Source organism: Sutcliffiella horikoshii (assembly GCF_008180725.1).
GTDB lineage: Bacteria > Bacillota > Bacilli > Bacillales > Bacillaceae_I > Sutcliffiella_A > Sutcliffiella_A horikoshii_B.
This window is the reverse complement of sequence record NZ_VTEV01000005.1, coordinates 316,419-329,877: the sequence shown is the minus strand read 5'-3', so window position 1 is coordinate 329,877 and position 13,459 is coordinate 316,419. Positions and strand designations below refer to the sequence as shown.

At 40.9% G+C, this 13,459-nt stretch carries 12 protein-coding genes and 2 pseudogenes; 6 read left to right on the top strand and 8 right to left on the bottom strand.

Annotated elements, in window-relative coordinates; all coding sequences use genetic code 11:
* Positions 1-77: 77 nt before the first annotated feature.
* Positions 78-521 carry a VOC family protein gene (locus FZC76_RS13915; RefSeq protein ID WP_148988773.1) on the bottom strand — a complete coding sequence of 148 codons (444 nt, stop codon included), beginning with the start codon at positions 519-521 and terminating at the stop codon, positions 78-80.
* 395 nt (positions 522-916) lie between these two features.
* Between FZC76_RS13915 and FZC76_RS13910 the strand changes: the two are divergent.
* Positions 917-1,337: pseudogene (locus FZC76_RS13910) on the top strand (SRPBCC family protein).
* A complete protein-coding gene (locus FZC76_RS13905) occupies positions 1,338-1,655 on the top strand; it encodes an ArsR/SmtB family transcription factor (protein ID WP_148988772.1) in 318 nt (105 codons plus the stop codon).
* Positions 1,656-2,262: 607 nt separating this feature from the next.
* Here the strand turns inward: FZC76_RS13905 and FZC76_RS13895 are convergent.
* On the bottom strand, positions 2,263-3,348 hold the full coding sequence (locus FZC76_RS13895; RefSeq protein WP_262372637.1) for an endonuclease: 1,086 nt from the start codon (positions 3,346-3,348) through the stop codon (positions 2,263-2,265).
* Positions 3,349-3,700: 352 nt separating this feature from the next.
* Here FZC76_RS13895 and FZC76_RS13890 point away from each other — a divergent pair, with 352 nt between their 5' ends.
* Entirely contained in the window at positions 3,701-4,999 is a 1,299-nt protein-coding gene (locus FZC76_RS13890; protein ID WP_148988770.1) for a hypothetical protein, read from the top strand.
* A gap of 96 nt (positions 5,000-5,095) precedes the next feature.
* Here the strand turns inward: FZC76_RS13890 and FZC76_RS13885 are convergent, their stop codons facing one another.
* Together FZC76_RS13885 and FZC76_RS13880 are read right to left on the bottom strand one after the other, a co-directional pair.
* Positions 5,096-5,938: an Ltp family lipoprotein gene (locus FZC76_RS13885; RefSeq protein WP_148988769.1), complete on the bottom strand. Its 843-nt coding sequence runs from the start codon at positions 5,936-5,938 to the stop codon at positions 5,096-5,098.
* Between the two features lie 112 nt (positions 5,939-6,050).
* Positions 6,051-6,500, bottom strand: coding sequence for a GNAT family N-acetyltransferase (locus tag FZC76_RS13880; RefSeq protein WP_148988768.1), 450 nt, complete (start codon positions 6,498-6,500; stop codon positions 6,051-6,053).
* Positions 6,501-6,654: 154 nt separating this feature from the next.
* On the opposite strand from FZC76_RS13880, the gene FZC76_RS13875 reads away from it, so the two are divergent.
* Both FZC76_RS13875 and FZC76_RS23490 read left to right on the top strand, forming a co-directional pair.
* Positions 6,655-7,077 (top strand): Lrp/AsnC family transcriptional regulator, encoded by a 423-nt coding sequence (locus FZC76_RS13875; protein WP_148988767.1) that lies wholly within the window; start codon positions 6,655-6,657, stop codon positions 7,075-7,077.
* A complete protein-coding gene (locus FZC76_RS23490) occupies positions 7,078-7,875 on the top strand; it encodes a MerR family transcriptional regulator (RefSeq protein WP_148988766.1) in 798 nt (265 codons plus the stop codon).
* Here the strand turns inward: FZC76_RS23490 and FZC76_RS13865 are convergent.
* A pseudogene (locus FZC76_RS13865) lies at positions 7,789-8,252 on the bottom strand (cation diffusion facilitator family transporter); the annotation flags it as partial. The gene FZC76_RS23490 and the pseudogene FZC76_RS13865 sit on opposite strands and share 87 nt — an antisense overlap.
* A gap of 477 nt (positions 8,253-8,729) precedes the next feature.
* Between FZC76_RS13865 and FZC76_RS13860 the strand changes: the two are divergent.
* Positions 8,730-9,119: an S-Ena type endospore appendage gene (locus tag FZC76_RS13860; protein WP_148988765.1), complete on the top strand. Its 390-nt coding sequence runs from the start codon at positions 8,730-8,732 to the stop codon at positions 9,117-9,119.
* 3 nt (positions 9,120-9,122) lie between these two features.
* Here FZC76_RS13860 and FZC76_RS13855 read toward each other — a convergent pair whose 3' ends face one another.
* The 3 genes from FZC76_RS13855 to FZC76_RS13845 are packed head-to-tail and all read right to left on the bottom strand — an operon-like array spanning position 9,123 to position 13,379.
* On the bottom strand, positions 9,123-10,373 hold the full coding sequence (locus tag FZC76_RS13855; RefSeq protein WP_148988764.1) for a hypothetical protein: 1,251 nt from the start codon (positions 10,371-10,373) through the stop codon (positions 9,123-9,125).
* A 14-nt stretch (positions 10,374-10,387) separates the two neighbouring features.
* The gene (locus FZC76_RS13850) at positions 10,388-12,286 is read right to left on the bottom strand and encodes a glycosyltransferase (protein WP_148988763.1); all 1,899 of its coding nucleotides are present in this window, start codon (positions 12,284-12,286) and stop codon (positions 10,388-10,390) included.
* Complete coding sequence (locus FZC76_RS13845) at positions 12,279-13,379, bottom strand: glycosyltransferase (protein WP_262372612.1); 1,101 nt, start codon at positions 13,377-13,379, stop codon at positions 12,279-12,281. Before FZC76_RS13845 ends, FZC76_RS13850 begins: the two co-directional genes overlap by 8 nt.
* Between the last annotated feature and the right edge of the window lie 80 nt (positions 13,380-13,459).

Sequence of the window (13,459 nt, the reverse complement as noted above, 5' to 3'; positions counted from 1 at the left end):
AAGCATGGTCATGTAATTTTCTTAGCACTTTTAGAAACAAAATGAAAGCTACAGGTCATCACCTGTAGCTTTCATTTTTACACATCCTCAATCACTAACATATTCGATTCATCAAACTCCCAAGCTTCCCCATAAGCAACCTCCCAGTAGTAGCCGTCAAGGTCGGTAAAGTATCCACTATATCCGCCCCAGTCCGTTTTCTGCGGCTTTTTCTGGATGGTCGCTCCTGCTAACTCCGCTTTCTTCATGACTTCGTCCACTTCATCTATGGATTTTGTATTATAAGCCAGGGTGATACCAGGGAAACCTCTTCCGATCTCGGGAGGTTGCTGTTCATTCACATCTTTCGCCAATTCATCTACTGGATAAAGCGCGATTCTAGTGCCTTCATTTTTAAAAAAGATAATGGCCGGAGCGGATTCAGGTCCTCTGACGGATGTTTCGAAACCTAACTCCTTGTAAAACTGGTGTGATTTTACGATATCCTTAGTGCCGAGTGTGATTATGTTTACGCGGTTCATTTTTTTCCTCCTTTTCCTTCCCAATAAATGAACTATTCTATAAATAGGTGGGAAATCCTTTTTCGGATTGAAGGGGCATGCACTCCTGTCCGTTTATCCTTTAAAATGTGAGTGAGATGTTCTGCTGGTGACAAAAAAGAAAGGGAACAGTCGATTCTGTCATCGAAGAGCAGGAACTTTTCTACTTATTGTTATTTTCGTAGGTCAAGTCTCTTATTTTACAAATATATTGGTATTTTTCTAGTCAGGTCGAAACGTAATCGTGTCGCAATAAGGGAGTAGATAGCCATCCAATAACATCCCAATAGCTGTAGTTTAAATGAAACCAAAAGGTGTTATATACTCAAATACGAAACCAAATGGTTTTGTATTTGAGTGAAAAAGGAGAAATTTGAATGGAGACATTACAGGATATTAAGCAAACAGTTATATTTGAAGCACCTATACAAAAAGTATGGGCCACGGTATCGACTTCTGAAGGTATTGCTGCATGGTTTATGCCTAATGATTTCGAGGCTAGAGAAGGACATGAATTCCATGTACAATCCCCATTTGGACCATCTCCGTGTAAAGTATTAGAAGTGGATGAACCAAATAAAATCTCCTTCTCATGGGATACAGATGGATGGGTAGTTTCTTTCCTTTTAAAAAGACCTAGGCGAAAAGACAGAATTTACATTAATACATAGTGGGTGGAAATCTCCAGATACTGTTCTTCCAAAAGCAAACGCAAAGAGTTCTGTGATTCGTGAGAGAATGAATGATGGTTGGGTGGAGATTGTTAATGATCGACTTAAAAAGGTTGTGGAAGGATAAGTGACGGCGGTAAAGCATGATGTTTTTCAAGCTATTGCTGATCCAACAAGAAGAGAAGTTCTCGGATTGCTTGCTAACAAAGAATTAGCTATTTCAGAAATAACATCTCATTTTCCGATTAGTCGTACAGCCATAGCAAAACATCTTCATATTCTCTCAGAAGCTAATTTAGTCAGTGGTAAAAAGGTTGGCCGAGAAAAGATTTATCAATTGCATCCAGAACCGCTAACAGAAGTAAAACAATGGTTATCTTATTATGAGCAGTTTTGGAATAACAAATTGTCCATTCTTAAACATATTGTTGAAAAAGATGATTAGAAAATAAGAAGAGACATGCCAATTCGACATGTCTCTTTTAAATATAGAATTTGCGTTAATATTGGGGTGGTTCGGGTTGAATCTAAGACAATTTTTCAGCAAGTATTAATTGGGTAGGCTTCAAAAAGTTAAATGAATTATTTACCTAGTCAATTTAATCTATGTCATTAAAATGTATCCCTGAAAATCGTAATGAGGAAACAGCGAACCGCATTTAATCAAATGTCCGAAGTTTTTTGATTTTTGACCGAAGATTTTGAAAAGTTGACCAAAGTTTGAGCAAAGTTGGCCGAAGATTAGGGTTAATTGACCGAACGAATTTTTGGGGTGTCCGAAGGTGGTAAAAAGATGACCAAATGTCGCTTGGATATGTCCGAAGCCCCCGCCATTTATCGACTTAATTGTCCGAAGCAACAGGAGAAATGTCCGAATCATATTTTATTCACAAAAACAGAGTCATTTTCTATTAAAAAATTGAACTTTACTAATAGAAAGCATTAAAAGCAGTTGAACCTCAGGAGGTACCTTGGACAATCAAACCCTTAGCCAATTATAAAGTGTAAAAAAAGAACAGAACCCCAACAGAGTTCTGTCCTCATATAATGTCCTACCAAATCATCTCCGCAAATTCCGGGTGGTCGATGAATGGGTTGCGGTTTCCTTGGTAGTTTTCGAAGATGATATTGTTGCGGCGGATTTCTCTTGCATCCACTGGGTCTTCTGCGTGCCATTGTAGCAGGACGGACAGTTTGCCATGGTAAGGGGCACTGCCGTTGTTTACGTAGTTATTAATCTCTAAATCTAGTTCTCCACTGTCTCCTTCATAGCGAACCGCCATATAGAAAATCATGCGTGCCACGTCGCCTTTTACTTCATCACGCGGCTCCCAGGAATCACTGTCATAATAGTTTCCTGGTGCTTCAGAATGCTGGCTTCCACCGTTATCAAAGTCCAGGTTTCCTCTAGAGGAGTTTACCGTCACATCCGTAGGGCGCAGGTGGTGAAGGTCTGTTCCAGGACCTTGTGTGGTACCGAAGTCACCGTGGGACTTTGCCCAAACGTGCTCGCGGTTCCAGTCGTTTACTCCGCCCCCGTTCATGAACTTGGATTGAGAACGGCCGGTATATAGTAAAAGAACATTGTTAGCGTTTGCTGGGTCTTCATCTGTATTACGCAACGCATCCCACACAGCATCATAGGATAGAGTTTGGTGATCGTCGATGATGTTATGTAGCGCTGTTTTTAATGCGGATCCTGTTTTTCCTTCTGCAGAGCTGTAATATGAATCATAGCTTGGTGGTGGGTCCGTTGGATCGGTAGGGTCTGTGGTCCCTCCATCGACTACCTCAAATGCAGATGCGTTTTTGATACCTGAATGAGAGAAGTAAGCTGTTAAAGAACCAGTAACCTTCATTTTTTTCCCCATTAGGTCTGGGTTGCTCTTCAGTCCATAGCCTGAACGGAAGGAAGAAGGAATTTGAACATAAATCATTTTGGCTGTGCTTGTTTCAGACGGACTGTCGGCTAACGCTAGTGCATAGTCGTTAGGGAAATTGCTCGTAACCACTGTATTGGTAGCGGTTGGCTGTCCCACTACATAGCCTTCGACAGTCTGAGTAGAACCGTTTTGATTGGAATTTGCTTGACTCACAGTAAACGGAGAGCTCCAAGTACCAGAACCGGCAGCGCTCATCTTATCAGGTACGGCGTGGGAGCATGCAAGGGTAAAAACAAATAAGAAAATAAATAAGCCGCGAACTTTCTTGTTAAATTGATTCAAACGGTTTCTCCTCCTAGTGGTTGCTTGTTTACATAAATAGCGTACATCAGGAGGTTTGAAAATTGTGTAAAAATTGTGTAAATCGCAGTAAATGAGGCTTTTAGCACAGGGAGGGAGTCGAGGGGACAGGCACCGTGACCCATTCATAATCTGTGAAAAACGATTAGTAGGTCGAGAAACCCGTCCCCAAAACTCTTGACGAAACCAAAGGAGAGAGGTAATATTTAAATCGTAATCATTACTATTTAAAAGGAGAGTCTGAAAATTGAATAATGTAAAGGCAATTATTTTATTATTATTTGCTATGCTACTGGTTGCAGGGTGTAGTGGAAACTCGACAACTTTCGAGGAAAAAGAGTCAGATAACAAAACGGAAGTAAAAGAAGATCATGCAAAGGAAGAAGATGACCACGATCACGAAGAAGAGGAAGACAGCCACGAAGAGGTAGATGGAACAAGATTGGCAATAGGATATGACGGTGGTGTCATTATTGCAGACAGTAATTTTGCTATCCTCGATACGATGGAAACAGGCACTAGTGCTCTAGCTCTTGCAGCGGATCATCGTCATGCCTTCCTGAATAATCGGGAAGAAGGGGTTCTAAAACTTCTGGATTTGGGAGTGTGGACAGAGGACCATGGGGACCACGGCCATACAAATGCAGAAGAACCAGTATTATCTACATACAGCATTAATGGGTTAGAACCAACTCATATTACAGGTCATGGTAGTAAGACCGCAATCTTCTATGATGGAGATGGTTCCACTGAAATTTATACGAATGTAAGTTTAAAAACAGAAACAAAGCCAACCCCGCTTTTAACGATTCCTGGAATTGAACATCATGGAGTGGCGGTTCCATTAACCAACGGAAGTTACGCCGTTTCTTACACAGATGAACATGACCCACAAACACTTCCAGAAGGTATCATCATCTATGATAAAGAAGGTAAAGAACTTTCTCGTTTTGATTCTTGCCCTGGTCTACATGGTGAGGCTTCTAGTGGATCAAAGGAAGATGAAATAGTGGCTTTCGGCTGTGAAGGGCAAGTTTTCCTTTATACATCTCATGACAATGAAGGTCTAGAACTAACCCTTCCTGACGAGGGAGCTCGCGTTGGGACAATCAAGAGCCACGACGGCAGCCTATACATGTTAGGAAACTATAGCAGCAAGGAAAACCCAGAACTTAATACAAATGTCACCATCATTAATACTGTCGACAAGTCTCTAAAGAAGATGGACATTGGCACACAATATACTAGTTCAATGGCTGTTAGTAGAACAGGGGACGGATATGTTCTTGGAATTGACGGAGTTCTTTACCAAATCGACTTGGAAAAGGGTGAAATTAAATCAGAGGTAAAAGTGGTCGATGCATTTGAACTAGTAGAAGGTCATGGACATGGTACAGTGTATCCGACTATTGCATTGATGGATGACCGTATTTTGGTTACTGATCCAATTGATAATAAAATACTGCTGGTGAATGGTGATAAAGTGGAAACTGTATTAACTATAGAGGTACAACCAACAAGTATTCTAGCTGTGTCGGCGAACTAGGGTAGAAGGGACAGGCACGACGACCCATTTAACACCTTTAACCAAACACAAAGAGACATGTCGATGTGACATGTCTTTTTGTGTTCGTGGGTAGAACTACAGCCCTACTTCGTCCACAGCATAAGTAGCATCCTCATTGCTGAATCCTTCAAATTCTAGCTGTTGGATTAAGCCACTTCTTGAGAATGCAGTGTAATCAAGGTAGTTTTGAGCCATTTGGACTGCTTGGGCTTGCCAATCTACATGGAGTGTATCTACAGCAAAAGTAGCATCCGCATTACTGAAACCTTCAAATTCTAGCTGTTGGATTAAGCCAGTTTTCGAAAATGAAGTGTAGTCCAGGTAATCTTGAGCCGTTTGAACTGCTTGGGCTTGCCAGTCTACCTGAAGTTTATCTACCTCATAAGTAGCATCAGTGTTATCGAACCCTTCATATTCTAACTGTGCAATCAAGCCGCTTCTTGAAAAAGCCGTGTAATTAAGGTAGTCTTCGGCCATTTGAACAGCTTGCCCTTGTGATGCTGTTTCAGCATTTTTAGCTGCTTCTTCCGCTTCTTTTTTAGCTTGTTCTTCAGCGTCTTTTCTAGCTTGCTCTTCGGCGTCTTTTTTAGCTTGTTCTTCAGCGTCTATTCTGGCTTGCTCTTCGGCGTCTTGTTCAGCCTTTTCTTCTTCCTCTTCCTTTGCAGCGTCATTAGCTTCATTCTTCGATTCTTCTTCTTTCTCTATTTCCTCACTTTTTGCTGTACTCTCGCTAGTGGGAGGTGTTGTTATGCCGAATAAAATAAAAAAAGCCACTGTTGCAATTCCAAAATACATCGCCACGTACTTTCTTTTTCTCTTGTCTTCAGGAGCCCAAGACAATACTATACCGGGCTTAATCATGCCAAAAAGAAATGCTAAGATGGAAATAAGAGATAAAATTATAAAGAAATCATCCATCCGTACCCCTTCTAATCATTAACATAAACCAATATATGTTAATGGACTTGAGGATATGAAAAGGGATGGAATTAATCATGAATAGCAGTAGAAGCGGATGGTGAAATGCGGGTTAACTCTCCCTAAGTTCTAGGTGATAATGGTAAAATTGATCATCCTTTTTATATCCGCTTTTTTCGTATAATCGCTGGGCAGTTTCATTATCTGGTGTTGTTTCTAACGTGATACTTTTAGCACCTGTTTGACTGGCAAACTCTTTTACTTTTTGTAAAAGCTCCCCTCCAACCCCGTGATTTCTGGCGTTTGCATCTACAAACATGTCATTTAAAATCCACGCTCGTTTCATTGAAATAGACGAAAAGGTGGGATAGAGTTGTGTGAATCCGACATAATCATGATTGTTTTTTGCAACGAAAATTACAGAATCCCCGTTTTCTAAGCGACTTTTAATAAAAGCCTTTGCCCCATTTAAATCTGATATTTGTTGATAGAAAGTACGATACATATTAAATAAACCTGCAACACCATCTAGGTCTTCCATAGTAGCTTGATAGATTTCCATTGTTGAACTCTCCCTTACTTTAAGTTAGTTATATTTTATAGGGTTGGGTGTTTTATTTATATAAACTTTCGAAGGTTATTTGCGAAGTTAACTTGCTATTTTATTATAATAGTAGTTAATTACTTTATTTTTTATTGTTAAGGAGGAAAAAGCCTTGGATGAGATAGATCAAAGTATCCTTAGACATCTTCAAGAAAATGCTAGAATCTCGATGACCGAACTTGGGAAGAGGGTTGGGCTTTCCACGCCGGCTACCAATGAGCGGGTGAAAAAGCTTGAAGAGAAAGAAGTGATAAAGGGGTACAGGGCGATTGTAAATCCTGGAAAAATTGGTAAAAATGTGACTGCTTTTATTCTGTTTGATACGAAGCAAGGGAAAAAATTCAGGGATTTTTGTAGAGAGCATCCGGTTGTAGTGGAGTGCCATCGACTCGCGGGTCAGTATAGTTATTTGGTGAAAGTGGTGGGGGAGTCGGTGAAAGAGCTTGAGGAATTCATTGATGCGACTTTGCCTTTTGGAGAGCCGTCGACTTTGATAAAGTTGTCTTCGGTGGTGGAGTTTAAGCCGGTTGTGTAGATGGGTCGAGGTGCCTGTCCCTTTGGTTCTTTTTTTCTTGACCTTCAAGTTACTTTAAGTTGTACGATGGAGTTAACAGTTAGGGGGGCTGGTATGAGTAAGTTTATGTCTATACAGGAGTTTTCTGATTGTACAGGGATTTCTAAGAGTCCCATTAGATATTATGAGTCAGTAAATCTACTAAGTTATGTTACTAGGGATTCGAGTGGGTATCGGGTTTATTCAAAGGGGCAGGTTGAGACCATTAACGTCATTACTAGTTTGCGTTTGGCAGATGTTCCAATCAAGGATATTCAAGCACATCTAAATGAAACAGACGAACAATTACGCAACGAAATGGTAAATTTTTGGGTTCAGAGTATAAAGGAAAGACTTAATGTATTATCTGTTGGGTTACAATATTTAGAAAGTGACAAAGAGCTTGAACAAATCTATTTAGTGGAAAAAAGCCCTGAGACAATCATATGGTTTGCGGCTCAGTCAAAGGTTGGACAATTTAAGGAACCAATGAACGAGAAAATAAAAGAACTAAAATCCTTAGGTGTTCCTATAAAAAGTTGTTATTTAAAGTATCTTTCAGGAAGAAATGTGATTAAGGCACATATTGGCTTTATTGTATCGGAAAGTATTGACGCAGCTGAGATTAAAGGATGTATAGATATGGAACAAATGCCAGCCGCTCTTTGTTTGGCGTTGCCTTTTAGTGGTCCTTTTTCCTCTATCCAAAGTGGATTTACTTTGAATTTTCATGGCAAGCTTCTTGTTATAGCGATATACGAAATACATGACCCCAGCTGAAAAGAAAGCAACATACGCTGCCGTCACATCTGGCGCTTCCTTGCTACCTTCCAACATAGTGCGGAACGCGTCTATTACAACTTGTATTCCGACTGCCGCCATAATAAACGAGGCAATCATTGCGGAAATGGTTTCACTTTTCCAATGACCATAGCCATGATCTTTATCTGGAGGTCTCTGTGAGAGTTTAAGTCCTATAAGAACTGCGAGAGATGCGATGATATCAGTTGTATTGTTGAGGCCGTCCGCTTTTAAAGCAGCTGAATTCGTCATAAACCAACCACTAGTTTTAGAATGGACAGGCATATGTAAGTGAGAATGCTGATGATTGCTCCGCGTTCACCCAATTTGAGGTTATTATATTTTTCTTGTTCCATTATTTTGCCTCCCTGATTTGCACTTACATATAATAGCAAGCAGCAACAATCGAGTGGGTCTAGAGCAACCTTTTTGCCCTCTGGTATATGAATGGGAGGCTTGCAAATAAGTTGAATGAGGAAAAGTTTTGGGTTGAGGGGTTGGGCACCTTGAACCAGGAGGAGGCTTTTTTTAAAATATTAGCTGATTCCTGCAGACATTTAAACATATGATATCAATTAGATTGTTTCCTATACGCCCGAAGCTTCAGATAAAATAGGAAAACGGTCAAATAGAAGGCGTCTATACGCCCGAAGCCCTGTCCAAGATAGGAAAACGGTCAAATAGAAGCTAAACCTAAAATTCCACGAGAAAGACAAGATAGGCACAGCGCAGACCCACTCGTGGGTGGTTGTGCCTGTCCCCTCAACCCGCCCAAGCCTTCCAAAAACTCTCTGCATATACTAAAACATATGAGTATGAGCGGGGTGTGAACGATGGGATGTCGAGGTTGTGGTACAAGTAGTTATGATAATGTGAATGATTCCGTTTGTATGGATTTATCACGGAGTAGGACCATAGCGGTTGCTGATCCTACTCCGATTACTGACCTTAATGTGTTTTCAACAATCTATACCGATGCGACCAATTTCTCCATTAATGGGACGATTCTTGTGGTGAATGCCTCAACTTCCACTGGTTCGGTCGCTGTGATGATTAATGAAAATACGGCAACCCAGTTTACAGTCGCACCAGGAGAGAGTGAGGCAAGGACCTTTGGAAATATTAATAGCATACAAGTGGCGGTAACGTCTTTTCCGTTGAACCAAACCGGAACATTCTCGGCTGGTTTTCAAATTTCTTTTACATTAAACTATAAGTTTTAGAGCTTACCATTCCTCTGAAACTCTAAGTACAGCTTGTATGGGGGTAGTTCCAGTGAATGTTGCGACAGCGAGTGTGATAATTTGATTATCTGCCAGAACAAGATTTAGTAGGCTTCCTGTGGTTAGAGAACGGGTGTTACCTTGAGCTCCTGCAGCTAACCCTTGAAAGATTACTTGCCCTAATGTAGTAAAAGTAGTGGAGTTATTATTAACTAGTAATGCCGTTTCACTGTTAGGTATATTGGTTGTTGCGGTTGGAAAGTTAACAAATGTTCCATTAATTGTAGAACCCAATAGAACTTGATAATATATGTCAGCTCCCGTCAATAGATCAAGGCCCTCCAATGTTACGTTAACGGAATTTGGCCTCCCAGATCCGGCAGGAAATATCGCTTTTCGTTGGAAGCTAATAACTGGTGATAAAGTTGTAGTAGCAGTGAAGCTTCTTCTCTCTGATGTTACTCTGAACACAGGTTTGTAGTTTCCAATAATACTATATTGTCTCCCAGCTACAAATAACGTTAAATTTGTACCGGTTGTTGCACCGTTTTCCACTTGCCCTCTCAGTGGAAGGTTAGGATCGGTGAAACTTGTTTGGCTGATAGGCTTAACTCTGTGCACTGTAATTATTTGTTGAGAAAGGTCAACTGGATTTTGAGCAACAATTTGCCATTCTATGACCCCGTAGCCATACCAGGAGAAGACGATTTGATAGATATTTCCATTTGATAGATTTAAGCTTATGCCGCTGGGTCCTGCTCCATTGGCAGGATCAATGTTCCAGCTAGCTTGAGGAACAACTGTATCTATTCCATTTCGTCTGTATCCGAGGAAAATACCTGAACTATTTACTCCGAAGAATGCGCCGTTTTGATCATCAAAAAGGCCCCACCTTGCTACTTGGTCACCTACGGGGGAAGTCATCGACCTTGCTCCAATCCCTGCTTCAACTGCATAGCCCGGCTGATATCTCCCTCTTTGAGCGGAGTCTAGCACTGCTTCTGCTCCTGCACCTGTTCCTGTATTAATTAAGTACTCTACAGTATCATTGGTCACTGTACCGGTACCTGTTGTTTCAATAGCATCCCGTAAAGCAGATATTCCATAAGTAGAAGTCAGCTCAATTACCGGCGTTCTAGCTGCCACAGCTAGTTCATTAAATTGCGAATTAACTTCAGGCCCTACACCAACGATATTAACGTCTTCTATGACTCCGTTATTTGAGGTGCTTATACACCCATTCAATTTTCCCATTACTTCCACACCCTTTACTTGCTTCTTTCTTCCATGACGGCAACCAAATTTCGCACAATTTCCTGTCCTTTTTCCTCCAAAGAGTGGTAGGTGGTTTCTTTAATATGCTTTATGACAGTCATTCCTTTTGGAGAAATGCAGGCTCTCTCATCAGATTCAATAAATTTGAAGGCTTCAGTCAAATCTGCCTCACACTCTTCAACTAACTGATATTGAGCTAAATAAATCGCACGTTCGAGCTTAATCTCTATTTTGGATGAATGTGATAGGTCAGGTGAATGCCATGGAAAAAGTGTATCCCAGTCCATTTTATAGGCCTTTTTTATAATATATTGGTCTGCATGAAGAAGGTTGTTCTGGAGATCTTCTGCCTTTAACGGTTTCTCCTTTGTTCCTCTTATGCCGTCGTGCTTTCGGTAAAAGATTGTTGGGATAGGGAAGGCGGCTACTTTCGTTAGGGTGGAAATTCTAAACCACATGTCATAATCCTGTGCTCGGATTAGGTTCTCGTCAAACAAGCCTACTTGATCAAGAACAGATTTTTTCACAATTACGGTTGGTGAAAAATAGTAGTTGCCGCGGAATTTCTTTAGTACCTGTTCTTCGTAGGTAGTGGATTCTGCGTGCCAATATCCTTGGAAGGTGGGCTTTTGGTCTTCCATTTTGCAAATGATAGCGGATGTATGAATTAGCCCCATATCAGGATTCCGCTCGAATTGTCGAACTTGAAGCTCTAATTTTGCCGGCAAAGCCAGATCATCATCGTCAAAAATCCAAACGTATTCTCCTGTTACATAAGGAAGTGCCGTATTTAATGCCGCTGCTTTTCCTCCGTTTTCTTTAGAAATTACTTTTAGCGGGTAAGGGTAATTTGCGAGCATTTCTTCGGTTCCATCTGTTGAACCATCGTTTACGACAATGATTTCAATATTTTTATAGGTTTGTTTGGTGATGCTATTTAAGGCTTGTTGAAGATAGTCGCATCTATTAAAAGTCGGCACAATGACGGAAACTTTTTTCGCTTCCATAGGTTCTAAAGGATGCGGTGGTAAAAAGAATCGTCGCAAATTAGCGTGTTGCTGGAACGGTTGCCCGTCATCTGGAAGTGTCAGCTTTAAGAGCATCCACTGATTTGGAACCTCATCCATCCATTCATAAGACTCTGGATTTACGGTCTTTTGCAGGAAGGATAGCAAGCTTTCTTTTGTGAAAAGGTTGATATGGTCATGGTCAGGAATCATATATCCTCTTGGAACGCTAATGAGGACGGTACCTTTTGGCTTACATAATCGCACAGCTTCTTTCACGATTTTTTCCGGTTCTGGGACATGCTCTAGCACTTCAGCGAGAACAACGGTATCAAATTGCTTGCTTGGTAAACTTAAGTTCCCGCCATCTCCAAGCTGAAACTGAACATTGGTAAAGCCATACTGATAGCATTTAAGCCTTGCAAGTTCAATGGCAACTGGATCAATGTCAATTCCGTACACATTTGTGGCATGCATGGCGATATGGGAGCTAAGGTCTCCGTTGGCGCAACCAATCTCTAGAACTTCTCCTGTACATAAAGGCGCAGTGACAGCGAATCGTAGTCTTTCAGCATGGTTTCGCTCTCTTTTGTAATTTGCCCATCTTGCTTTATCCTTTTGTCTCGCTAGGGCTGGAATGAAAGAGGGATATTGTAAAAGAAGGCTTTGCGTTGTTTCTGTATCTATCTTTTGCTCATAAAATTCTCCGATGGATTCACACCCTGATGCATAGCCGAAAATAGATAAGAGGCCGTTAACATCGTTGGAGTCGTCTTCTGCAGTTAATTTTTCAAAAAGAACTGCGTAAGCCTTTTCGTATTCTCGATTTGTAAAATAACGGACGGCTGATGAGAAGAGAGCTTGGCGTTCTTGCGTTTTATGCATAGGAGGTGTCCTCCTCTTTTGTTAGTTTGGTTAGCAACATGTCGTTATTTTGCTGTATGTTCAAATTATCAGGGTTGATCTCAAGTGCGATTTTTGTGTGATGAAGGGCTTTCTCTAGGTCGTTTTTCCTTTCATAGGCCGCGGCTAATTGAATGTGTGGCAGCCATGTCCGTGTATGTGGCTCATTGTATAAACCCCTTAAGGTTGGTGGGGCAGGTAAGTTTAAGGAAAAGGTATACCAAAATATTGCTTTATCGGGATCAGCTAATTGATTTAGGAAAACCTCTCCTAATCGGCAGCATACTTCTGATCGTGGGATATCGAATAAAAAAGACTCACATAACGCAGAAACTTGCTGAACTGGCTGTTGTAAGTGGTAGTAGCAGATGGACTTTTGGATGCAGGCTGCGACTCGGTCTTCTACCCATCCTGATGTATCTTTTAGGTAAATATCATATTCTATAATAGCTTCTTGATAATAGTGGTTCGCTAATAACTCATTGGCATAGTAAAAAAGGTCTCTAGAGGAAAAGCTGTTCTCTTGCTTAAGTTTTTCCTGATAGATCTTCAGATTTCTCCCTGCGGAACTTTTCTCTTTTTTATGGTAGATGACGGTGTTGCTTTGGGCGACCAAACCGTGCACATTTAGGCATTCATGCACTTCGCCTACCCATTTGAACTGACAGCTTCGTTTTACCATCCTGTTGCGCATTGTACTGAATGTCGGGTTGCCGGCATTGTCAAAGTGGATGTGATAATTCATGAGGACGCTATCCACTTCTGGGGGAATAGTGGCTTTCAGTTTGAGAAACGATTGCTGATCTTTTACTTCCATCACATCATCTGCATCGAGCCAGAAAATATAGTCCTTAGTGGCTTTGGAAAAGGCGAAATTTCTTGCTGCGGCAAAATCGTTGATCCATTTAAAGTCATATACGTTAGACGTGTAGGATTGGGCAATTTCTTTTGTTCGATCCGTCGAGCCTGTATCCACGATAATAATTTCATCTACTATATTTTTTACACATTCCAAGCATCGCGCTAATACAGCTTCTTCATCCTTCACAATCATACATAGGCTTACTTCAATCATTATCCCGCTCCCTTTCATAAATTGGGCTTTAGCTATTGTAAGGTATGACATTTATGGGCAGGTGGTGAAAAATATTCAAA